Source organism: Corynebacterium sp. NML180780, assembly GCF_007786415.1.
Lineage (GTDB): Bacteria > Actinomycetota > Actinomycetes > Mycobacteriales > Mycobacteriaceae > Corynebacterium > Corynebacterium gottingense.
The window spans coordinates 50,013-73,781 of sequence record NZ_VNKN01000004.1; the positions used below are offsets into that span (position 1 = coordinate 50,013).

A 23,769-nucleotide genomic window follows, 5' to 3' on the forward strand; every position below is an offset into this window, starting at 1 on the left:
CACGCTCGATGGTTTGGGTGTATTTACCTGTTTACCACCTTGCGCGGCGCTCGAGCGATCGCGTGCGCCCCGCGTTCACCCAACCGCGGGGTTGTAGCGCAGCGCGTTGCGCGCCGGTGCGCACTCCGTCGCAATCCGGATGCCCGGGTCGATCGCGCCTTCCTCGCGCAGCCGGTACATGTTGGTCACCACACGGTCGCGAATATCAAACGGGGAGAGCGTGTTGACGTAGATCTTCGTACCGCCCTCGAACCCCGCGAGCGTGGAGATACGCCACTTGATGTTGATCCGCCACGGCATAGGCAGGTCCAGGTCCACCGGCTTGTAGTGCCACTCCTCGTTCGTCGACACCTCCGGTCCCGTCGCTGCGTGGACAGCGTGCAGCAGGTTGGACATGCCACGGACCTCGTCCGGGGTCTGCTTCCACGGCTCGCAGGTCGGGGACTTGGAGTAGACGCTCACGGTGGGGTAGCGGTGCCCGATGCCGACGAGCACAATGGCGTGCTCGTTCTCCGCGATGACGAGGTTGTGGTAGCTGGCGTAGTTCGCGCCCCACTCGTTGTACATGTTCACGTTCTGGCGCAACTTGCTGATCTCCAGCTCGGCTTGGACCCCGCGCTCGTCGATAGCCACCAGCTGTTTGTGCAGGTGATTGAACGACGCGCCCGCGGGGGCAAGCCAGTTTTGAAACACCACCACGTAGGGAGCGTAGCGGTTCTGGTCGAGCAGGTCCGCGAGCGCGTCGATGGTGAAGGTGATGAAGCCGAAGTGTTCCTCCGGCGTGAGCGTGCCCGAGCCAGCGAGCTGTGAGTCATTCTCCGCGCCGTCAACGTAGTGCCTGCGCCCGATGATCACGTCATGCCCGCCCGCAAAATATGCGGGCACGTATGACATGAGGGTCGCCTCGTCCGGCTCGCCCTGGTGCCCGGAGGCCTTCAGCCGCGTGCGGACAATGTTATAGATGTGCTCGCGGCCCTCGTGGTCGGCCAAGTAGCCATCCATACGCGAGCGCTGGGCCTCGGTGATCTCGTAGCCGTAGTTCTCCTTCCAGTACTGGTAGGAGACGATTTCGAAGAGGTTGGGTACGCGCCTGAATTCGGCACGTGTTTGTTCCAGCTCGTGCGGCATTTGGTTACGCAGGATGCGCCACTCCTCGCCGTTGCGCACCATCCGGGACTTCTCCGGTGGCGTGGCCAGTTGCTTCGCCTCGCAGAAGTTGCACGCGTGGGTGAAGTCGTCCCCGGAGAGCGGCTTCGGGTCGGCCGCGGGTGTGGATAGCGGCCGGTTCCCGCGCCCCGGCACGGTCCACACTTGAGTACCGGAAAACGGGTTGACCTGCTTGATCGTCCCGTCGGCCATGGTGGACAGTGCGTCGCGGTGCAAGGGCAGCGGAAAGCTCATGCGACCCAGCGTAACCCCTTGGTTAGGCTTGTCGCATGCCCCACATCCAGTTCGATGTCCTTGTCCCGCCCGCCCACGCTGGCGAAATCGGCGATGCGTTCCAGCGCGCGCTGGACATTCTCGTTCGTCGCGGCAAGCTCAGCGCCGCCTCGCTCGAGGCCCAGGGTTCAGTGCTTCTCGACGCCCCCGTGCTCGCCGTTTTCACGCGCGCCTACGAAGAAGAGCGCGGCACCGACCCCGCCGCCGACGGGGCCGAGGTGCACCGGTACCTCATCAGCGCCGAGGGCGTGGACAGCTACAACCGCCTGGCCATGGGCCTCTCGCGCATCCTTACCCCGAAGGCGGACCTGCCGCGCGACCCGGTCGCGCTTGAGCAGCAGGACCGCTTCGAGGTGCCAGCGCTCTTCCCGTGGATGGTCACGATCCTGCGCTGACCCTTCGCCGCCCCCTCGCTGACCCCTCGGCTACTCGGCGCCAGTAGCGCCGTCGTTGAGGTACGCGACCGCGATCTGCGCGCCCGCTCGGACGAGCTGCTCGCGGATATCGGCAATATCCTCCAGCTGCACAGCCAGCACGCCCCCGTCGGGCTCGCCCTCAAAGCTTCCCGCCGCCACTGCGACGGTGGGGGAGCCTGCTCCTGCCTCGCGAGCCATCTCACAGATCGCGCCGACGACCTTGCCGCTCGCGGTCTGCGAGTCGAAGCGGCCCTCTCCGGTGATCACAAGGGAGGCAGCTCCGATCAGGTCCGCTACGCCGTTCGCGTCGGCGACGGCTCGCGCGCCGGGCGTGATGTGGACGTGGCTGGCGTCGCCGTGCAGCAGCGTGGAGAGCCACGTGATGCCGATGCCCAGGCCGCCCGCGGCGCCCATCCCCGGCGTGGCGGGGTCGATCCCGGCCACCTCGCACAGGCGGGTCAGGCCCGCGTCGAGGAGCTCGACGTCCTCGGCAGACGCGCCCTTCTGCGGGCCGAACACTGCGGCTGCACCGGAGGGGCCGGTGGCCGGCGAGGTGACGTCGGTAAGCAACAGCCACTCGAGCGCGCCGGCGGGGACATTGACTTTGGCGGTGTCCAGGTCGGCGAGCTGTGTGAGGGAGCCACCGCCCGGTTTGAGCTGGTAGCCGGCCTGGTCGATGGGGTTCGCGCCGAGCGCGACGAGGATGCCGGTGCCGCCGTCGATCGTGGCGGTGCCGCCGAGGCCCAGGACGATACGCTTCGCGCCGCGCGTTTCCGCATCCGCGATGAGCACGCCGGTGCCATAGGTGTCGCCGGTGAGCGGTACCGGGTGGTCAGCGACGGCGGGGAGGCCGGAGGCTGCGGCGACGTCGATGTAGGCGGTCTCGGTGGCCGCGTCGTAGGTGTAGGTCGCCTCGGTGAGACGCCCGGCGGCGTCCGTGGTGGGGAGAGTGATGCGCTCACCAGCAAAAAGGGAGGAGGTGCCCTCGCCGCCATCGGCCATGGGTGCGAGGGTGATGTCGGCGTCGCGGATGACGCTGCGGACGCCCTCGCCGAGCCACTGTGCGGCTTGTTCCGCAGTGGCGGTGCCCTTGAACGAGCCTGGTGCAATAACGATGCGCGCGGAGGGCGCTTCAACACCGTCGACGTCATTTGTGATCAAGCTCATAATTTCCCCTTTTCCGTGCGTGCTGGGATGTTGAGGGCATTGTAGCTGGCTGCCAAGAATGAAAATTTGGCAGTTTTCTATCGCGAGACCGAAACCTGCTGTAGGCTGAACCGCGATCCTGAAACCTACTGCCTAACAGGTATTGAAAGGAAAGCTCATGAGCTCGATCGAACAAGAGGTCGCTGGCTACTACGACAAGCTGCTCCAGCGCAACGCCGGTGAGCCGGAATTCCACCAGGCCGTCGCCGAAGTGCTCGACTCCCTGAAGATCGTCCTGGGCAAGGACCCGCACTACGCGGACTACGGGCTCATTGAGCGTCTGTGCGAGCCGGAGCGCCAGATCATCTTCCGCGTCCCCTGGATGGATGACAATAACGAGATCCGCGTCAACCGCGGCTTCCGCGTCCAGTTCAACTCGGCGCTTGGCCCCTACAAGGGCGGCCTGCGCTTCCACCCGTCCGTGAACCTGGGCATCATCAAGTTCCTTGGCTTCGAGCAGATCTTCAAGAACTCTCTGACCGGCCTTCCCATCGGCGGCGGCAAGGGCGGTTCCGACTTTGACCCGAAGGGCAAGTCCGAGGGCGAGGTCATGCGCTTCTGCCAGTCCTTTATGACTGAGCTGTGGCGCCACATCGGCGAGTACCGCGACGTCCCCGCCGGCGACATTGGCGTGGGCGGCCGCGAGATCGGATTCCTCTTCGGCCAATACCGCCGCCTGGCAAACCAGCACGAGTCTGGTGTCCTGACAGGGAAGGGTCTGACCTGGGGCGGCTCCCTCGTCCGCACCGAGGCAACCGGTTACGGCTGCGTGTACTTCACGCAGGAGATGATGAAGGCAAAGGGCGAGTCCCTCGACGGCGCGAAGGTCATCGTCTCCGGTTCCGGCAACGTGGCCATCTATGCAGCGCAGAAGGCGCAGGAGCTCGGCGCCACGGTCGTCGGCATGTCCGACTCCTCCGGCTGGGTCGAGACCCCGAACGGCGTCGACGTTGAGCTGCTGCGTGACGTCAAGGAGGTTCGCCGCGCACGCATCAGTGACTACGCAAAGGAGACGGAGGGCGCGACCTACCACGAGGACGGCTCCATCTGGGACCTCAAGGCGGATGTTGCCCTGCCGTGCGCGACCCAGAACGAGCTGGACGGTGAGCACGCGAAGAAGCTCATCTCCAACGGCGTGAAGTACGTGGCGGAGGGCGCAAACATGCCGTCCACCGCAGAGGCAGTGGAGGTCTTCCGCGCAAAGAAGATCTCTTTCGGCCCGGGCAAGGCCGCCAACGCCGGTGGCGTGGCGACCTCGGCACTGGAGATGCAGCAGAACGCGTCGCGTGACTCCTGGACCTTCGACTACACCGACGGCCGCCTGCACCAGATCATGTCCGGCATCTTCAACGTCACGGCGAACACCGCGGAGGAGTACGACCATGCTGGCGACTACGTCATCGGTGCGAACATCGCGGGCTTTAAGAAGGTCGCAGACGCGATGCTGGCGCAGGGCGTCATCTAACCGCCGCAGTCGTTGTAGTTGTTGTTGGACACTGGTTCCGCCTTCGCTTCGCGCGGGGCGGATTCCAGTAGGCTATTGAGCTATGTATCGCGTATTTGAAGCACTGGACGAGCTTGTCAAGACTGTTGAGGGTGCATACGGCGTGCCAATGACCGCCAACTGCATGGTTCCGCGCAACGAGATGCTCACGCTTCTCGACGACATCCGGGAGTCCCTCCCCAAGGAGATCGATGATGCGCAGGACGTCCTGGATAAGCAGGACGAGATCCTTATTGGTGCCGAAAACCGCGCGGACCAGCTCGTGGGCGACGCGAAGGCGGAGGCAGACCACATCCTCGGGGACGCACAGTCCCAGTCCGAATCCATGTTGAGCGACGCGCAGGCGCAGGCCACCTCGCTGGTCGCCCGTGCCGAGCAGGACGCGGAGAGCATCACCTCGCGCGCTCAGGAGGAAGCGGACTACGCGCTCGATAGCGCCCACACCGAGGCCGAGCGCCTTGTGGAGGATGGGAAGCAGCAGTACCAGCGCTCCATCGACGAGGGCCTTGCGCAGCAGGAGCACCTCATCTCCGAGTCCGAGGTCATGCGCCGCGCCGACGAGGAGGCGCACCGCTTGGTCGAGCAGGCGCACTCCGAGTCGTCCCGACTGCGCGGCGAGTGCGACGACTACGTGGATTCCAAGCTGGCGGAGTTCGAGGAGTCGTTGTCCTCCGTCCTGCGCACTGTGTCCTCGGACCGTTCCGCGCTGCGCCGTGGCGCCGGTGCAGCCGGTACGTCGCGCGACCGCGGTGACAGCAGGGGAGACGTAAGGACGGACCATTACGAGCCTCGCGGCTACCCGCGCAGCGGCCGGAGCCAGCGAGCTGACCGCGGAAACCGTGAGTAGGATACTGGCTGTTATGGCTAAGAATCCTTTCATTGTTGATGTCGCCGACGCACTCCACGGCGACGGAATGCCAGTCACCGTCCACCTGTCCGGCCCGAGCCCGTCGAGGGTGGGGCCGGAGATGATTGCCCTCCCGGAGGGCCAGGAAGTGGACGTGGATGCGACCATCACCCCGCTCGGCTCGGGCGTGCTCGTGGACGCCAGCCTGACCGCTCAGTTCAAGGGCGAGTGCGTCCGCTGCTTGAAGACGCTGACGCCCACGAAGACACTGCAGATCTCGCAGGTGTTTGAAGGCGACGACGGCTTCATCGTCGGCGATGCTGAGGCCGAGGAGGACCAGGGCTCGGGCGATGAGATCCGCCGGATTGAGGACGAAACGGTTGACCTTGAGCAGGCGTTTGTGGACGAGGCGGGCCTGACCCTACCGTTCAACCCGGTTTGCGAGCCAGAGTGCGACGGCGACACCGAGGTCCCCGACCCGGACGGCGTGTCAGGGAAGGAAAACAACCTGGTCGACCCGCGTTGGGCCGGTTTGGAGAAGTTCCTGTGAGCCGTTCCCGCAAACACAAACTCTCCGGCGAGGAAGCCCTTGCGCAAGCCTTCGCCGCAGTGGACCACTCGCCGCTGCTCGAGCGCATCGGCGTGCAGCTTGACGACGATTACCTGCGCCTCGCCCTGACGCACCGCTCCTTTGCCAACGAGCACGGTCACCTCCCAAACAACGAGCGCCTTGAGTTCCTCGGCGACGCCGTGCTGGGGCTGTCGGTGGCCACGAAACTGTTCGAGCTCTATCCGTCACGGCCGGAGTCCGATCTGTCTCCGATGCGTGCGGCCATCGTGTCGCGCTACGGGCTGGCGGACATCGCCCGCGAGATTGACCTGGGCCCGCACATCCTGTTGGGCAAAGGCGAAGAGGCCACGGGCGGCCGGAAGAAGGACTCGATCTTGGCCGATACGACCGAGGCCCTGTTTGGCGCGATCTACCGGCAGCACGGCTTCACCGCGGCACGGGACGTCGTGCTCCGGTTGTTCGACGACAAGCTGCAGCACGCTACCGTCTCCGGCAAGCACAAGGACTGGAAGACCGAACTGCAGGAGCGCCTCGCAGAGCTGAAGGCCCCGTTGGCGGAGTACCGCGCCACCTCGGTGGGCCCCGACCACGACAAGACCTTTACTTCCGACGTCTTCGTCGGCGAGGAGTCCCGTGGCCGCGGTGTCGGCCCGAGCAAGAAGCTGGCGGAGCAAGAAGCGGCGCGCAACGCGGTCCGGTTCCTCCGCGACCACCCCGAGGCCGTGGCGGGCACCGCCAAGGAGCACTAAGTGCCCGAACTGCCAGAGGTGGAGGTGGTCCGCCGCGGGCTCGATCGCCACGTGGTCGGCCGCACGTTCACCGCGGTCGAGGTGCTGCACCCCCGCGCGGTCCGCGGGAACACCCACGACCTCGCAGCTGTCCTGCCCGGAACAACCATTACCGGCACCGGGCGGCGCGGCAAGTTCATGTGGCTCACGCTGGATTGCGCCGACGCTCTTGTCATCCACCTCCGCATGAGCGGGCAGATGCTCGTCGGCGCTCCGGGCAGCGTTGACAGCCCGCACCTGCGCATTCGGGCCCTGCTTGGCGGTTCCGGCCGCGATAGCGCAGTGGCAGGGGAGCCGCTCGAGCTGGACTTCGTGGACCAGCGCACCTTCGGGCTGTGGCAGTACGCCCCGTTTTCCGGCGATGTGCCCGAACCAGTCGCGCACATTGCCCCGGACCCGTTCGAGGACGACTTTGACGCGGTCGCAACGGCGCGCCTGATTCGCACGAAACGCTCGGCGATTAAGACGGTGTTGCTCAACCAAGAGGTGGTGAGCGGGATCGGGTCGATTTATGCCGATGAGGCGATGTGGGCGGCGGGCGTGAGGCCGTCGAAAAGCGCCCGCTCGCTGCGCCAACGCGACACCATCGCGCTGTTGGACCACGCGCGGGACGTGATGGCACGCGCCCTCGAGCAGGGCGGCACCAGTTTCGATTCCCTCTACGTCAACGTCAACGGCGCCTCGGGGTACTTCTCGCGCTCGTTAAACGCATACGGGCAAGCGGGCGCACCGTGCGCCCGTTGCGGGACCCCCATCGAACGGATGGTGGTGGGCGGGCGCTCCAGCTTCTACTGCCCCCAGTGCCAACGCGGCTAACTGCCCGCCCACGAATGTGGGGAAGCGTACATCGTCGTTGCGAGTTTCCTCATATCACCCATTAAGATTCCCGCCATGGAATCCGCAACGTCGTTTGTGAACGACTCGCTCAATGGCATCATCTGGAACGTCGTTCCTTGGCTGCTCCTGGCAGCCGGTATCTACTTCGGCCTCCGCACCATCTTTGTGCAGATCCGACTCCTGCCTGAAATGCTCAAGGCGGTCACCGAGACACCAAAGGGCAAGGACCGCGAGGGCCGCGACCTTGATGAGGAATACGGTGGCATCTCCGCGTTCAAGGCCTTCACTATCTCCGCAGCGTCCCGCGTGGGCACCGGCAACATCGCCGGCGTGGCGCTGGCCATCTCCGTCGGCGGGCCGGGCGCCGTGTTCTGGATGTGGATCATCGCCCTGGTCGGCGGCGCTACCGCGTTCGTCGAGTCCACGCTCGCGCAGCTGTGGAAGACCAAGGACGAGGACGGGAACTACCACGGCGGCCCGGCCTACTACATGACGCGCGGGCTGAACTGGAAGCCGCTGGCCGTCATCTTCGCCGTCGCGCTGTCGCTGACCTACGGTTTTGTGTACAACGCCATTCAGACCAACTCAATCGTGGAGGCAGTCGGCGGCTCGTTCAACACCGACTCCGTCGCCATGAAGTGCATCGTCGCCGCGGCGGTTGCGGCGCTGACGGCGATGATCATCTTCGGCGGCGTGACCCGCATCGCGAGCGTGACGCAGATCATCGTGCCGTTCATGGCCATCGCGTACATTCTGATCGGCCTGCTCGTGATCATCATGAACATCACCGAGGTGCCCGGGATGTTCGCCCTCATCGTCGGACACGCCCTCGGCCTCAAGCAGGTCGCCGGCGCCGGGCTGGGCGTCGCGTTCGCCCAGGGCATGCGCCGCGGTTTGTTCTCCAACGAGGCCGGCCAGGGCTCCGCGCCGAACGCGGCGGCGACCGCGACGGTGTCGCACCCGGTCAAGCAGGGCCTGGTGCAAACCCTCGGCGTGTACTTTGACACCCTCGTGGTCTGCACCATCACCGCCTTTATCGTGCTGCTCGGCCCAGCTGTTTCCTACGGCAACGATGACATCCAGGGCGCGTCGCTGACCCAGTCCGCGCTGGCGGACAGCGTCGGCGCGTGGGGCACCCACGCCGTCACCTTCATCCTGTTCTTCCTCGCCTTCTCCTCCGTGATTGGCAATTACTACTTGGCGCAGGCCAACGTGGAGTACCTCACCGACTCGAAGCTCGTCATGCTGCTCTTCCGCCTCGGCGTGATCGGCTTTGTCATCTTCGGCGCCTTCGGCTCGCTGCCGCTCGTGTGGGCGCTGGGCGACACCATGGCGGGCACCATGGCAATCATCAACATCATCGCCATCGTCCCGCTCGGCGGGGTGGCCTTCAAGCTGCTGAAGAACTACAACGAGCAGCGCGCCAAGGGCGTCGACCCGGTCTTCCACCGGGACATGGTCCCGGGGCTGAAAAACGTGGAGTACTGGGACGGCTCCGACCCGGTCACCCGCCGCAGCGCGGAGGACCTGAAGGTGGCGGATCATCCGGATCAGTAGCCGCGGCTAGTGTGGTGGCATGACTGAACAGCTTGTGAGAATGACAGCCCACGTCCATGGACACGTCCAGGGCGTGGGTTTTCGTTGGTGGACCCGGTCCCGCGCCCTGGAGCTGGGGCTGCGCGGGTACGCGAAGAACCTCGCCGACGGGCGTGTCGAGGTTGTTGCGGAGGGGGAGCGAGGGAGCGTCGAGAAGCTTTTTGCGCTGCTGAACGAGGAATCGTCGACGGCGAAGCGCCCGGGGCGCGTGGAGTTTGTCGGCGTGCAGTACGGCGAGCCGAAGGGGCTTTCCGGCTTTGAGGAACGCTAAGGACGGGCTGCGGCCCGGGCAGGTACACTGACGCCAATGCACCTGAAATCGCTGACGCTCAAAGGATTCAAGTCCTTCGCTTCAGCGACCACGATGAAATTCGAGCCCGGAATTTGCGCCGTGGTGGGGCCGAACGGCTCCGGCAAGTCGAACGTCGTGGACGCGCTCGCGTGGGTGATGGGGGAGCAGGGCGCGAAGAACCTGCGCGGCGGGAAGATGCAGGACGTGATCTTCGCCGGCGCCGGTGACCGCAAGCCGCTCGGCCGCGCGGAAGTCACCCTCACCTTTGATAACTCGGACAAGCACCTGCCCATCGAGTACACCGATGTAGCGATTACGCGCCGCATGTTCCGCGACGGCGCGTCCGAGTACGAGATCAACGGGTCCAAGGCCCGGCTGATGGACATCCAGGAGCTGCTGTCGGATTCCGGCATCGGCCGCGAGATGCACATCATCGTCGGCCAGGGCAAGCTCTCCGAAATCCTGGAGTCGCGCCCCGAGGAGCGCCGCGCCTATATCGAGGAAGCGGCGGGGGTGCTCAAGCACCGGCGCCGCAAGGAGAAGGCGCAGCGCAAGCTCACCGGCATGCAGGCGAACCTCGACCGCCTTACCGACCTGACCGAGGAGCTGGGCAAACAGCTCAAGCCGCTGGCCCGCCAGGCTGAGGCCGCGAAGCGTGCCGCCACCGTGCAGTCCACGTTGCGCGAGGCCCGCATGTCGCTCGCTGGCCACCAGGTGGTGACGCTGCGCAGCACGCTTCTCGACGCCACCCGCGCCGCCGAACTCCTCGCCGAGCAGGTCGAGACCGCGACTGCCGCACTGGAAGAAGCGGAGCAGACGCAGGCGGAGATCGAGTTCGAGCAGGAGGAGGCGCAGCCGCAGGCGGAGCAGGCTCAGCAGGTGTGGTTCACGCTGTCCACCCTGGCGGAGCGTGCCAATGCGACAGTCCGCATCGCCTCCGAGCGCGCACAGAACGCGGGAGCGCAAGTGCCTTACGCGGGCCAAGACCCGGAGGAGCTGCTGCGCCGCGCAGCATTCGCCGACGAGGACTACAGCGAGGCGCTTGAAGCTGCAGAAGAGGCCGCCGAGAGGCTCGAGACGCTGCGCGAGGAGGTTGCGGAGAAACAGGAAGCGTTCGACGCCGCCGAGCGCGAGCACATGGCGCAGGTGCGCGCGCTCGCGGACCGGCGCGAAGGTGTGGTGCGGCTCCTCGCGCAGGAGGAATCGCAGCAGAGCGCGATCACCGCGGCCGAGGAGGACGTGGCGCGCCTGACCGAGCTGCTCGAAGAGACGCGCACCCGCGCCCGCGCGGCGGAGAAGGAGGCACGCGAGGCCGCCGAGCAGGTGGCCAACGTGGATACGCAGCGCGCGCCCCTGGACGAGGCCCATGTGCGCGCCTACACGGAGTCGGACGCCGCCGACAAGCGCCTCGAGCAACTGCGCGCCCAGCAGCGCGAGCGCGAGCGGGCCGTGTTCACCCTGGAGTCGCGCATCTCCACGCTGCAGGAACAGGCGCCGAAGCAACCGGCGGCGGAGGTCATCAGCGAGGCGGCCCCGCTCGCGGGGCTGGTCACCGCGGAACCGGGCGTGGACCGGGCGCTCTCCGCCGCGCTCGGCCAGTACGCGGAGGCATTGGCCGGCGACGTCACCGCGGAAACGGTCGAGCTCCTCGCGGATGCGGCCCGCACCGTGGTGATCGACCGCAGCGGCGGCAGCGCGTGGCGCCTCGACGCGGAATCCCCGGTGGACTGGCTGCTTGACCACCTGCGCATCGACGCGTCGGTGCTGGGGCCGGTGACGCGTTTGCTTGTCGACGTCGCGCTCACCGACGACCTCCCCACCGCCCGCCAGCTGGTGGACGACGACCCCCGGCTTCGCGCCGTTACGCGCGACGGCGTCGTCGTCGGCGAAGGTTGGGTCGCCGCCGGCACCGGCGCCACCACCTCGGTGGAAGTGAGCGCCCAGATCGAACGCGCCCGCGAGGAACTCGACGTGGCCCAGGCCCAACTCGAGGAGCTCTCGGGCACGCTGGAGGGCGCGAAGCTGGCCGCGGAGGACGCGCGCGTGACCGCCGCGAGCGCGAAGGCGGCGCTGCGCGAATACGACGCGGAGTCTGAGCGCCAGCAGCGCGACCACGAGCGGCTGGAAAAGCAGTGGCAGGCGAACAAACACGAACATGAGCGTGCTGCGCAGCGCGCCACGGAGGCAGAGGCCCGACTCGCCGCCCGCCGCGAGGACTTGGCGCAGACCCGCGACCGGCTCGCCCGCGTCAACGATGAGGACGCGCCCAGTGAGGAACCGTCGTCCGCCCAGCGCGATGCGGCGCAGCAGGAACTGAACCAGGTCAAGGCGATGGAGATGGAGGCCACGCTCGCCTCCCGGTCCGCGCAGGCCGAGGCGGAGCAGCGCGCAGGGCGCGGCGACGCCCTGCGCCGGCAGGCGGAGCACGAGAAGCAGGCGAAGGCACGCCACGACGCGGCGATGCAGAAGCGTCGCGCGCAGGCCGAGCTCGCCCGCACCGTCTCCGAGCAGGGCCGCGACCTGATCGCCCGGATCCAGGACGCGTTGTCCCGTGCGGCGGAGGAGCGTGACCGGTGGCAGGGGAGCGTCGTCAAGCTGCAGGCGCGACTGCAGCAGGCCCGCAGCCAGGTCTCGGCGGCCCGGCAGCAGCTCAAGCGGCTCACCGACAGCGCGCACAATTCGGAGATTGCGCAGTCGCAGGCGCAGGTGCGTATCGACGAAGCCGAGAAGAAGATCACCGAGTCCCTCGGCGTTGCCATCCCGGACCTCCTGCGCGATTACACCCCGGGAGAGGATTTCGATGAGGCCGCCGAACAGGCGCGGCTGAAGCAAGCCGAGAAGGATCTGCGCGCGCTGGGCAAGGTGAACCCGCTGGCGCTCGAGGAGTTCAAGGCGCTCGAGGAGCGCTACTCGTTCCTGTCCACGCAGCTGGATGACGTGATCAAGGCGCGCGAGGATCTCACCGGCGTGATCATCGACGTCGACGCGCAGATCCTGCAACTTTTCACCGATGCGTGGAAAGACGTCGAGGACGAGTTCCCGCGCGTCTTCCACACCCTGTTCCCGGGCGGCGAGGCGCGGCTCGTGCTCACCGAGCCTGACGACATGCTCGCCACCGGAATTGAGATCGAGGCGCGCCCGCCGGGCAAGAAGGTTAAGCGCCTGTCCTTGCTCTCCGGCGGCGAGAAGTCGCTCACCGCGCTCGCGTTCTTGGTGGCCATCTTCCGCGCCCGCCCCAGCCCGTTCTACGTGCTGGATGAGGTCGAGGCAGCGCTTGATGACGTCAACCTTCGCCGCCTCATCGCCCTGCTCAAGGAGCTGCGGGAGGACTCGCAGCTGATCGTGATCACGCACCAGAAGCCGACCATGGATGTGGCGAACGTGCTCTACGGCGTGACCATGCGGGGCGACGGCGTGACGCGCGTCCTGTCGCAGCGAATGCAGCCTGCGGCTGACTAGCTCCGCCGCGCCTGGCACTATGGGTGCCATGGATATGGAACTAGCAATGAACTCGCCACTACTGTGGATCATCGTCGCGATCATCGTCGTTGTCCTCATCATCGTGGGCATCGTCGTGGTCGGGCGCCGCAGGAAAGAAGAAAAGACCGTCTCCTTTGAAAAGACGGAGGAGCCGAAGGAGCTCACCCAGCAGGAGAAATCCGGCAATTACCAGGCCAAGGGTGGTTTCAATTTTGCGCCCGCCGCCGCCCCCGACGCACCTGCGAAGGAGCCGGTCAAGGAGCCAGTGCTTCGCGACGAGCCCGTGGCCCCAGTAGCCAAGGAAGAGCCGAAGGCTGCAGCGGCTCCCATTCCGGAGCCGGTTGAGGAGCCTGTCGCGGAGCCGGTGGAGGATCCGGTTGCGGAGCCGGTTGAGGAGCCCGCACAGAACGAGGCGCCGGTGGAAGCCGCCGACCGCGACACCAGCAATCCCAGCGACTCCAGCGACACCGACGAGACGGTCGTGCTGAACACTGACGAGCCGGAGGCCTCCGAGACCGTCGTGGCCCCGGAGGACGTCGCGCCCACCGAGCAGGAGACCGAAGCCACCGAGGCCGCCGAAGCCGCTGCTGTGACCGCCGAGAGCGCCGGCGCTGCGCGTGAAGCGGGTGCTGAGCCGAGTGATGAGGTGGTCGTCGAGAAGCATGATGCCCCCGCGGAAGAGCTCGACGAGATCGAGCCTGCTGCCGGGCGCATTGGCAAGCTGCGCGGGCGCTTGTCGCGTTCGCAGAACGCAATCGGGCAGGGCTTGCTCGGGATCCTCACTGCCGGCGACCTCGACGAGGACGCGTGGGAGGAGATCGAGGACACGCTGATTATGGCGGACCTCGGCACCAACCTGACCTTGCGTGTCACCGAGAATCTGCGCGAGAAGATCGCGGAGCGCGGCGTGTCCACGGAGGCCGAGGCCCGCGCGATGCTGCGCGAGACGCTCATCGAGGCCGCGCGTCCGGACATGGACCGCTCTATCAAGGCGATGCCGAATGAGGGCAAGCCCGCCGTCATCCTGGTCGCCGGCGTGAACGGCACCGGCAAGACCACCACCACCGGCAAGCTTGCGCGCGTGCTCGTGTCCATGGGCCACTCCGTGGTGCTCGGCGCAGCCGATACGTTCCGCGCCGCCGCTGCCGACCAGCTGGAGACCTGGGGCCGCCGCGTCGGCGCCTCGACCGTGCGCGGTAAGGAGGGCGCGGACCCGGCGTCCGTCGCCTTCGACGCGGTCGCGACCGGCGTGCAGGAGGGCGCGGACGTGGTGCTCATTGACACCGCCGGCCGCCTGCACACCTCCACCGACCTCATGGACCAGCTGGGCAAGGTCAAGCGCGTGGTGGAGAAGAAGAGCAACGTCGACGAGGTGCTGCTCGTGCTCGACGCCACCGTCGGCCAGAACGGTATTGCGCAGGCGCGCGTGTTCCGCGAGGTCGTTGACATCACCGGCGTCGTCTTGACCAAGCTCGACGGTACGGCGAAGGGCGGCATCGTTTTCCAGGTCCAGGAGGAGCTCGGCGTGCCCGTCAAGCTCGTCGGCCTGGGCGAGGGCGCTGACGACCTCGCGCCGTTCGAGGTGGAAAGCTTCGTCGACGCGCTGCTGGGCTAGACCGGCTGAGTTCTGGGCTTTCGCGCCCAGGCACTAGGCTAGAACGAGTTCATTTTTAGCAAGCGCTTTTAGCACGCTTATCGACGAAGCGAACAGGAGTACTGACGTGTTCGAGTCACTGTCCGACCGCCTCCAAGATGCCCTCGGTGGCTTGCGCGGAAAAGGCAAGCTCACCGAGGACGACATTAAGGCGACCACGCGTGAGATTCGCCTCGCCCTGCTCGAGGCGGACGTCTCCCTGACCGTCGTCAAGGCCTTTATCAAGCGGGTGAAGGAGCGCGCGCTCGGTGCGGACGTGTCTGAGGCGCTCAACCCAGCGCAGCAGGTTGTCAAGATCGTTGATGAGGAGCTCACCTCGATCCTCGGCGGGGAGACCCGCCGCCTGAACCTGGCGAAGAATCCGCCGACCGTCATCATGCTCGCGGGCCTCCAGGGCGCGGGTAAGACCACGCTCGCCGGTAAGCTGGCCAACCACCTCTCGAAGCAGGGACACACCCCGATGCTGGTGGCGTGTGACCTGCAGCGACCGGGCGCTGTCCAGCAGCTGCAGATCGTCGGCGAGCGCGCCGGCGTGCAGACCTTTGCGCCGGATCCGGGTACGTCCATCGACTCCTACGAGCACGAGATGGGTTCCTCCCACGGCGACCCGGTCGCGGTGGCGCAGCAGGGCATCGAGCACGCGAAGCAGACCAAGCACGACGTGGTCATTATCGATACCGCGGGTCGCCTGGGCATCGACGAAACCCTGATGACGCAGGCGCGCAACATCCGCGACGCCGTCAACCCGGACGAAGTCCTCTTCGTCATCGACGCGATGATCGGCCAGGACGCGGTGAGTACCGCGCAGGCCTTCGCCGACGGCGTCGACTTCACCGGCGTGGTCCTGACCAAGCTGGACGGCGACGCCCGAGGTGGTGCCGCGCTGTCGATCCGCGAGGTGACCGGCAAGCCGATCCTGTTCGCGTCGACAGGCGAAAAGCTCGACGACTTCGACGTCTTCCACCCGGACCGCATGTCCAGCCGCATCCTCGGCATGGGCGACCTGCTCTCGCTGATCGAGCAGGCCGAGCAGACCTACAACGAGCAGGATGCCGAGGAAGCGGCGACCAAGCTCGCGTCCGGCGAGCTCACACTCGAGGACTTCCTCAACCAGCTGCTCATGATCCGGCGCATGGGTCCGATTGGCAACCTCCTGAAGATGATGCCGGGCGGCAAGCAGATGAACCAGATGGCCGACATGGTGGACGAGAAGCAGCTCGACCGCATCCAGGCCATCATCCGCGGCATGACGCCGGCGGAGCGCGAGGACCCGAAGATCCTCAATGCTTCACGACGCAAGCGCATCGCCAAGGGCTCCGGTGTCGAGGTTTCCGACGTGAACCAGCTGGTGGAGCGCTTCTTTGAGGCGAAGAAGATGATGGGCAAGATGGCCGGCCAGTTTGGCATGGGCGGTGGCATGCCCGGTATGCCGGGGATGCCGGGTGGCCGCTCGGCAACAAAGAAGAAGCCGAAGGGCCGCAAGGGCAAGAACGGCAAGCGTAAGCCGCCGAAGCGACGCGGTGGTGGCGGCGGGATGCCAGGGATGCCGGGGATGCCCGCGATGCCAGGCATGGGCGGCGGCATGCCGGACATGAAGGAGCTAAAGAAGCTGCAGGAGCAGCTTCCTCCGGGGATGGACGGCATGGACCTGGACAACCTCGACTTCGGTGAAGCGATGAAGCGTATGGGGAAGAAGAAGTAACTCCCGCCCCTGCGGTGTGCGCTATATCACTGTAGGTTGTGCGGTATGGAGTTCCCATTCCACTTCCTGCGAACGAATAGCGTCGTCACGTCCCGCTTCGACCAACTGGCGAAGGTTCTCGAGGGCGTGGATGTTGACGCGCTGCGCCAGATCCCCGATCCAGAGATGGAGGCGTTTGCGCGTGATCTTTCGCGTGGGCTTGGTCAGGACTTCGCGCCGACACGCCTCATCACTGCCTCGGTGAACGGTCTCGATGCCCACTCACTGAATTTCCTCTTTTTCGTGTGCTTAAAGCACCGCGTTTCGGCGTTTATCGGGGAATCGGATCTGTACATCGACGCCAGTGGCGTCTATGGTGCGACCGCCGAAATCTCGGCGGTGACAAACTCGATCGCAACAGTCTGGTGCCAGGTGAGCGAGCACACTCTGGACCGCGCGTTTGAGGATGCACTTCGAGCGCCGTCCGACATGGACACCTGGGTGCAAGTGCACAACTTCGGCGATAGCACCGCCGAGTTTGGTGTCCGGATGCGCATGCACCTCCTGGACAACGGCCGTTTCACAATCGTGTGGACCGTTCGTGAGGACAACTCCGATCTTCGGACCCTGACGGTTGCGACCTACGAGGAAGCCCGCGCCGTCCTGCTCGCGTTTGCGGATCATTGCCCGACCCTCAGCGAGTACGAGTGGACCAACGTCGACTTCGTCCCGCGTCTTTATACCTGCGACCTTGTGCAACGCTCCCAGTACAGGCTGCGCCGGTTCGGGGCGATCCGCGACCTGCCGGCGGGCGTCATGGTGCGCCTGCACGACCGGCTCAATTTCTCTTTGGAATTTGGGCGGGACCGCGACGGGCAGTGGCGCGCGACGATGCGCCACGCCTTGAACGGCGGGATGACCCGCACCTTCGATACCGCCGGCGAACTCCTCGAGATTGCGGAAGCCTACGTGGACAACGAGCTTGGAGCGTTGCTTGAGTTCTTCCCGGAGTCGTCTGACATGGCATTGCCCGCCACCCTCACCGTGACGGCGATGGTGCTTCCGGAACGCGCGGCGAGGTGGGCGAACTCGTCGATACGCGAGATGCACCGCGTGCGGGATACGCACAACGGCGCGGTAGCGGGGGCGATGGCGGCTTTTATTGCGCAGGTGAATCAGCAGGCGCCGCATACGCTCGCGCTTAAGCAAAGCAGCGTGGAGGCGCGTGCCTTATCGACGATTTCCGTCCGCAGGCGCGGCTCGCTGCGAACCCTCGACCGGCTGGGCAACCTCGCGCAGCGCTACGGGGTGTCGCTGGTGCTTGACGGTGCACATGTGTTGGTCAACCCCTCGGGAGCCACAGCTGGAGGCGACGTGCGGTGCACACTTGAGCTGTTCGACGGCGACAGGTGCGTGAATCGGTGGGTGTCGGTGTCACCGGCTGCCTTGATGGAAGCGTTGATGGTGTACTTCAGTCATTGGCAGCTGCGACTGACCGTCGAGTCGCTCGAGCGCCCCGACCAGCGGCTGGTGCTCCTCGCGATCCCTCAGGACGCGGATCATGGCTCGTTTCTGCTGAAGGCCTACGGGCCCGGTTGGAGCATGCGGGCCGTCGCAGGACTTTCACAATACGAAGTCGCGGTCGTGTTCTTGAACGCCGCGGAGTCTCCGCACGACATTATTGACTCAGTGCATTGGGAATCGGTGCGCACCGCAGACTTGGCCTTGCCGCGGCGTCCGTACATGCTCGGCTCCAACTCCGGTGACTCGACGACGTTGTACAGCGACGAGGCGTTGGCCACCTACCAGGAGGCGTTTGCCGCAGCGGGCGTCGGCGACTGGATCGGAGTGACCGACAACCGTAGCCCCGAGGACTATTGCCGCGTGTTCCGCCACGATGCTCATGGATGGTACCGAGTGGAGTGGGGGTATAACAATGGCGCCGTCGAGCGCGGGCACGTGCTCACCCGCGACCTCAACCGAGCGTACGAAGTCTTCCGGATGTACGTGGAGGATAACCGGGAGCTCATGCGCGCACTTGACTGGATCGTGGGGGAGGAGGGGGCGCCAGACGGGCAACGGTACGGGGCGCCGGTGCGCCTGTACGTGTCCCGTCCATCAACCGGCGTGCTCGCGCATCACCAGCGGTACGTGCAGGAGTTGTACGTGCAGGACCCGGATCAGTTCGAAGTCCCGGATCCCTCGATGGAGGGACTCGCGGGTGCGCTTGCGCACCTGCTGGGGCACGACGTGAAGGCGCAGCGCGTGCTCACCATTGATGCGCAGATGGACGATCCCCAGGTGTTTAACCGTGTCGTCGACCTAGCATTTCAGCATCACGCCCTGGTGTTTCAGGCCGACTCCGGGTTGCTGGTCAACGGATCCGGGGCGGAAATGCACGAGGTTGGCTTCGCGGGGCTGCGCAATAGCATCGGTACTCTGTGGCACCAGGTCTGCGAGCGCACTATCGACGTGGCCTTTGAAGACGCCCTGCGCGTGCCCGACCCCATCGGCGTGTGGGTCGAAGTGTACGCCGAGGGCCCTGAAGCAATGGCTGCACGCCTCGACGCCGACGGCACGTGGACCCTCCGTTGGCGCCACGTGAACGGGGAAGATGCAGGACAGTACCGCTTGCTCACCCGCCGGGTGGCAGGCTACGCCCAGGCGCGTGAGCTGCTCCTGGCGTTTGCGGACCGGAGTCCGCTGCTCGACCGCCTCGGATGGGGCGAGGCCGCGCCGGCGGACGCCCACTTTGCCACGAGCGCTGGGGAGCGCAGCGAGCTCCCTCTGCGTCGGCTTGACGCGGTGCTCAATCTGCCGGAGGGCACGCTCGTGCGGCTCCACGACGGTCCAGGTGGCGCACTGGAATATGGGCGCGCTGGCAACGGTCAATGGGTAGCCACGCTGGAGACCACACCGTTTGCAACTGTGACCCGAGAGTTTTCCAGCGGCGCCGAACTGGTCGCGTTCGTGCATACGTACCTCGCGGCCGACGACGCGCAGGCGGAAGCGCTCTTCGGCCCGGATGCACCGGTTCGTACACGGTCGCTGTGGGACAACGCGCTCACGGAGATCTCTGCCATGGTCCTCCCGCAGCGAGCCCAGGCGTGGACCGATGCATCGGTCCGCCACTTCCACCGCATGCACGCGGACACCGCCGAGGATGCACCCGCCGAGCTTAAGACCTTCTTCTCCGAGCTGCAGCAAGCACAGCCGGCACCCGGTACGATCCGCGGGCGCGCCGGCAACGAGGTCGGGCTCCGCGCGATGACACGTGTGTGGGTGCCCAAGGCCGCGCTCGACGGGGTCCTCGCAGACATCGTGCGCCTTGCGCCCCTGTACGGGGTCTCGGTCGTGCTCAACGGGGCGCACGTCTTCTACAACGCCACCGGAGGCGAGGAGACACCGCTCAGCGGATTGACGCTCGGTGCGAACAACACGATCGTCCAGTTCTGGGTCGACGCCACCGTTCCCGCGTTCGCGCAGGGGTTGCAGCTTTTGTCCCGCGCGGACGAGCTCGTGGTCGCGGCCAGCATCACGCTCGACTCGGGCCGTTCGGAGCCGGACCTGCAGTACTACTGGCTCACCATCCGTGAGGCCCCGGGCGGCTATTCGGCCACGTACGAAATCCCGGGCAGCATTGTGTACTCGGTCGAGGGACTCGCTGAACCGGATGTGCTGCACCTCTACGCCACAATGGCGCAGTCGCCGGCTGCGGTGGTCGAAGCGGCCCAGTGGCACAGCGCCACGCGGGCACCGGATGCACCTTCCCGCTTCCAGATACAGTCAAATCTCTTCGAGCCCGTGTCTCTCGACCCGGATAGTCTGGACGCGCTGCGCCGGGTGGAGTTGCCCACAAAGGGCGACTTCATCCAGGTAATGGATTCCGCGGTGGAGGGCGACTACGTCCTGGTGATCAATGACTGCGGCGCGCTGCGCAGCCGGTTCGTGGTCGGGTGGGGCCACGACTTCGGGCAGATTGAAAACTTCCAGCGCAAGACGAACAGCCTGGCCGAGGCCCTCGCGCTCGCCGAGCACTATGTTGCGGGCGATCGCCAGACGTTCGTGGCGCTGGGGTGGAAGCGTCGCAAAGTGCGCTAACGCCCCGAGCGGGCTGCTAATCGACGCCTACTCGCGCCCCAGCATCGGCACCTCCGGTGCCTCCCCGTCGCCGACGGGGACGTGCGCGTTTGGGTCGGGGAACAGCGGCGGGATGACGTACTCCGTGGGTGGCGCGCCTGCTGCGCCCTCGCCGTCTTGCCCCGGATCGGGCTGCGTGTAGGCGATGTCCAGCGTGTCAAAGACCCGGCGCAGCTCCTGCCACACCAGCGGCGTCAGCGTGGCCATGTACGCGTTCGAGATGTGGTTCTGGTCGCGGTAGACGTACACGTTGCCGATCTGGGGGCGGCACAGTTCGGCGTCGCAGAACCACCCGGCGGTGTCCACACTGAACTGGTTGCGCGAGCCGTCGAGGTACTCGGCAGCCGGGTCGACGGGGGCGTAGACGTCCTTGGTGGCCATGGAGCACTCCTCCTCGGTGTGGCCGCCGACGACGCAGATGTTCGGGTCCATGATTTCCCCGAAGATGTCAAAGATCCACGGATTGTCGCGGAATCCCAAGAAGGGAAGGTCGTTGGCGGCGAGCTCGTCCCACAGGTTGAGGTAGGAGTCCGGGACGTGGTCCACGGACACCGTCACGTCTCCCGCGTGGCCTTCCGGGCGCGTCGAGGTGGAGACCACCAGATCCGGGTCCAGGTTGACGATCTCGTTGAACGCGTTGACGCTCCACTCCTGGCAGACCTGGGAGACGAGCTCGCCGCTCTGCGCGGCGTCCAGGATGAGCGGGCACGTCTGACGGACGTACGGGATCACCTTGAACCCGTGTTCCTTGCCCAGGCGGTCTAAGGGGATCACGTACGGCTCGATGTGGGAGCCGCCCACCATGACCACCGTCGTGTCCGCCTCCGGGTCGCCGTACACGCAGTCAGGGCGCGGCATGGTGTCCGCGTCCTGGTTCTGGAACACCATGCAGCCGTCGGTACCTGCGGGCGGGTAGACACCGGCGATGAGGTTCGGGTCCGGCTGCGGGGGCACGTCCGGAACGTTCGCACCCGCCAGGGCCAAGGCGCCGGGATAGAAGGTGTCATTGAGCGGCTTTTCCGCCTCCTGAACCTTCTGGTTCCACAGCGGTTGGATCGTAAAGGTAGCGGCGACCAAGCAGGTGACAATCACGCCCCCGACCGCGCGGGCTGCACCGGCGGGGGTGCGGAGTGACCTGCGGGCGTCGAGAAGCGGCGTGTCCGTGGCGGTCGGGCGCTTCCGGTGCTGGCGGAGCGGCTCTTCAAGCAGCTCGTGGGTGACGTGCGCGAGGGCGAGAGACACGATGATGACAATCGTGCCCACCCAGGCCGGCGGGGTGCCAAAACCGCCGATAACGGTGACGATGATGAGCAGCGGCCAGTGCCAGAGATACAGCGAGTAGGCGATGCCGCCCAGCCAGGTCATCGGCTTAGACGCGAGTACCGTGGAGACCGGGTTGTCGTTGCCGCTGAGGATCACCAGCGCGGCGCCTACGAGGGGGAGCAACGCGACTGGACCCGGGAACGCGAGCGAATTGGCAACCACGGCGCCCGTAATCGTGATGCACACGACGCCAAGCGCCGACGTCAACCAGGCGATGCGTTGCGGGAAGAAGCGCGAACGCGGGACGAACGCGAGGAGCGCGCCGAGCGAGAGCTCCCAGGCGCGGGAGAACGTGGAGTAGTAGTTCGCGCCGGTGCCGATAAACCCGAAGCGGGACGCCCACGCGAAGGAGGCGACGGTGATGAGCGCGAGCACGATCACGGCGCCGCGGCGGGCGAGCGTGCGTGGCAGCTTGCACTTGGTAATCAAGACAGCGACGAGCGTGCCGAAGAGGATGCCAAAGAGATAGAACTGGCCCTGGACCGCCATGGACCACAAATGCTGCAGTGGCGACGTGTCCTGGCTGGCGGCCGCGTAGTCCGCGTCCTGCGCCATGAGCTCCCAGTTCTGGTAGTAGAGCATCGACGCGGTGAACTGGGCCGCGAGCTCGTCGCTCATGAGCTCCGGGGTGAGGTAATGCACCGCGATAAGCACCGCCAGAATGACGACGACGAGCGCAGGGACCAACCTACGAATGGTTCGCCAGAGCGGCCACCATGGATTGAGGTTGGGGTTCGGGCGCAGTGCGTAGCGCAGCTGGCCGCCCAGGAAGAAGTAGCCGGAGAGCAGGAGGAACACGTCCACGCCGCCGGATACGCGGCCGACGAAGACGTGGAAGAGCACGACGAGCGCAATTGCGTATCCGCGAAGGCCGTCGATGTCCACGCGGTAGGACGAGGGGCGCGGGCGGGGGTGCGCGCCAGGAGACTGCTGCGCCTGCCGCGCCGTAAGTGACTGCTGCGCCGTTCCTTCGCCCATAAGCCCGTAAAACCCCTACAACATCATGAAAATTTTGGTACTATCCGGTTCAATTCGCTGAAGACATTACCGGCTCAACTGCCCGATTTGAAAAAACTTGGCCCCGTTGGGCGTGGTACTTCGTTTTGGTGTATGTGACTCAACCGGGTAATGTAAGTGGGGTTGCCTGGTGGTTTGCCGCCCCAGGGGACAGCACAATCTGCGTACGCGCCGGACCCGTCTGGTCCGCGCCCCGGAAGGTCGGGAGCGCGGCGGTCGGCCGGCCAGTCACGCGCAGGGTAAAGAAGAAGGGTTGAACCGGCTCGCCGACAAGTGGCGGGTGTCTGCACTGCCCAGTGACCGAAAAGGAAGTTTTTCATGGCTGTCAAGATCAAGCTGCAGCGTGTGGGTAAGATCCGCAACGCACAGTACCGTGTTGTCATCGCTGACTCCCGCACCCGTCGTGACGGGCGCGTCATCGAGAACATCGGCATCTACCACCCGAAGGAAGAGCCGTCGCTCATCCGCATCGACTCCGAGCGTGCTCAGTACTGGCTGGGCGTCGGCGCGCAGCCGACCGAGCCGGTCCTCGCTCTGCTGAAGGTCACCGGTGACTGGCAGAAGCACAAGGGCGAAGAGGGCGCCGAGGGCACCCTGAAGGTCGCTCCGGAGAAGAAGACCAAGCTCGAGCTGTTCAACGAGGCGCTCGAAGAGGCCAACAACGGCCCGACCGCCGAGGCCATCACCGAGAAGCGCAAGAAGGCGAAGGAAGAGGAGGAAGCCAAGGCTGCTGCCGAGGCTGAGGCCGCTGCCGCCGCCGAGGCTGCGGAGAAGGCTGAATCCGAAGAGGCAGAGGCTTCCGAGTCCTCCGAGGAGAAGGCTGAGGAGTCCGAGGAGAACTAAGCGTCTCTCGCATTGCATGAGCCCCCGCTGCGCCACCTGGCGCGCGGGGGTTTGTTCGTTGCAGTGGGGCAGTGTTGACGCGCGCTCGGTGCTCCGGTGAGGGCGTTGGTGCGCAAACCGGCGACTCTGGTCCA

Annotated in this window: 16 protein-coding genes; 13 read left to right on the top strand and 3 right to left on the bottom strand. The window is 66.0% G+C overall.

Annotated elements, in window-relative coordinates:
• Nucleotides 1–75 precede the first annotated feature (75 nt).
• Nucleotides 76–1,401: a DUF4921 family protein gene (locus FPP74_RS03340; RefSeq protein WP_186439372.1), complete on the bottom strand. Its 1,326-nt coding sequence runs from the start codon at nt 1,399–1,401 to the stop codon at nt 76–78.
• A gap of 35 nt (nt 1,402–1,436) precedes the next feature.
• Between FPP74_RS03340 and FPP74_RS03345 the strand changes: the two genes are divergently transcribed.
• The gene (locus FPP74_RS03345; RefSeq protein WP_095534832.1) at nt 1,437–1,835 is read left to right on the top strand and encodes a hypothetical protein; all 399 of its coding nucleotides are present in this window, start codon (nt 1,437–1,439) and stop codon (nt 1,833–1,835) included.
• Between the two features lie 30 nt (nt 1,836–1,865).
• On the opposite strand, the gene FPP74_RS03350 is transcribed toward FPP74_RS03345, so the two are convergent.
• Entirely contained in the window at nt 1,866–3,023 is a 1,158-nt protein-coding gene (locus tag FPP74_RS03350) for a glycerate kinase (RefSeq protein WP_144717155.1), read from the bottom strand.
• Nucleotides 3,024–3,180: 157 nt separating this feature from the next.
• On the opposite strand from FPP74_RS03350, the gene gdhA reads away from it, so the two are divergent.
• From gdhA to FPP74_RS03405, 11 genes are all read left to right on the top strand, one after another.
• The gene (gene gdhA / locus FPP74_RS03355; RefSeq protein ID WP_122086121.1) at nt 3,181–4,527 is read left to right on the top strand and encodes an NADP-specific glutamate dehydrogenase; all 1,347 of its coding nucleotides are present in this window, start codon (nt 3,181–3,183) and stop codon (nt 4,525–4,527) included.
• An 82-nt stretch (nt 4,528–4,609) separates the two neighbouring features.
• Nucleotides 4,610–5,413, top strand: a complete 804-nt coding sequence (locus FPP74_RS03360; RefSeq protein WP_095534830.1) for a DivIVA domain-containing protein — start codon at nt 4,610–4,612, stop codon at nt 5,411–5,413.
• A 13-nt stretch (nt 5,414–5,426) separates the two neighbouring features.
• The gene (locus FPP74_RS03365; protein WP_144717156.1) at nt 5,427–5,963 is read left to right on the top strand and encodes a DUF177 domain-containing protein; all 537 of its coding nucleotides are present in this window, start codon (nt 5,427–5,429) and stop codon (nt 5,961–5,963) included.
• Entirely contained in the window at nt 5,960–6,733 is a 774-nt protein-coding gene (gene rnc / locus FPP74_RS03370) for a ribonuclease III (RefSeq protein WP_095277509.1), read from the top strand. The genes FPP74_RS03365 and rnc overlap by 4 nt, the downstream gene beginning before the upstream one ends.
• Nucleotides 6,734–7,588 carry a bifunctional DNA-formamidopyrimidine glycosylase/DNA-(apurinic or apyrimidinic site) lyase gene (gene mutM / locus FPP74_RS03375; RefSeq protein ID WP_095536782.1) on the top strand — a complete coding sequence of 285 codons (855 nt, stop codon included), beginning with the start codon at nt 6,734–6,736 and terminating at the stop codon, nt 7,586–7,588.
• Nucleotides 7,589–7,663: 75 nt separating this feature from the next.
• Nucleotides 7,664–9,166, top strand: a complete 1,503-nt coding sequence (locus FPP74_RS03380) for a sodium:alanine symporter family protein (protein ID WP_095277505.1) — start codon at nt 7,664–7,666, stop codon at nt 9,164–9,166.
• Between the two features lie 19 nt (nt 9,167–9,185).
• Nucleotides 9,186–9,476 (top strand): acylphosphatase, encoded by a 291-nt coding sequence (locus tag FPP74_RS03385; protein WP_095534828.1) that lies wholly within the window; start codon nt 9,186–9,188, stop codon nt 9,474–9,476.
• A 36-nt stretch (nt 9,477–9,512) separates the two neighbouring features.
• Nucleotides 9,513–12,956 carry a chromosome segregation protein SMC gene (gene smc, locus FPP74_RS03390; RefSeq protein WP_144717157.1) on the top strand — a complete coding sequence of 1,148 codons (3,444 nt, stop codon included), beginning with the start codon at nt 9,513–9,515 and terminating at the stop codon, nt 12,954–12,956.
• A 19-nt stretch (nt 12,957–12,975) separates the two neighbouring features.
• Nucleotides 12,976–14,592 carry a signal recognition particle-docking protein FtsY gene (gene ftsY, locus FPP74_RS03395; RefSeq protein ID WP_255456050.1) on the top strand — a complete coding sequence of 539 codons (1,617 nt, stop codon included), beginning with the start codon at nt 12,976–12,978 and terminating at the stop codon, nt 14,590–14,592.
• A gap of 106 nt (nt 14,593–14,698) precedes the next feature.
• Nucleotides 14,699–16,333, top strand: coding sequence for a signal recognition particle protein (gene ffh, locus FPP74_RS03400; RefSeq protein ID WP_144717158.1), 1,635 nt, complete (start codon nt 14,699–14,701; stop codon nt 16,331–16,333).
• A 45-nt stretch (nt 16,334–16,378) separates the two neighbouring features.
• Complete coding sequence (locus tag FPP74_RS03405; RefSeq protein ID WP_144717159.1) at nt 16,379–20,413, top strand: hypothetical protein; 4,035 nt, start codon at nt 16,379–16,381, stop codon at nt 20,411–20,413.
• Between the two features lie 27 nt (nt 20,414–20,440).
• Here the strand turns inward: FPP74_RS03405 and FPP74_RS03410 are convergent, their stop codons facing one another.
• A complete protein-coding gene (locus tag FPP74_RS03410; RefSeq protein WP_144717160.1) occupies nt 20,441–22,753 on the bottom strand; it encodes an acyltransferase family protein in 2,313 nt (770 codons plus the stop codon).
• Nucleotides 22,754–23,110: 357 nt separating this feature from the next.
• Here FPP74_RS03410 and rpsP point away from each other — a divergent pair, with 357 nt between their 5' ends.
• The gene (rpsP, locus tag FPP74_RS03415) at nt 23,111–23,635 is read left to right on the top strand and encodes a 30S ribosomal protein S16 (RefSeq protein WP_095545903.1); all 525 of its coding nucleotides are present in this window, start codon (nt 23,111–23,113) and stop codon (nt 23,633–23,635) included.
• Nucleotides 23,636–23,769 lie beyond the last annotated feature (134 nt).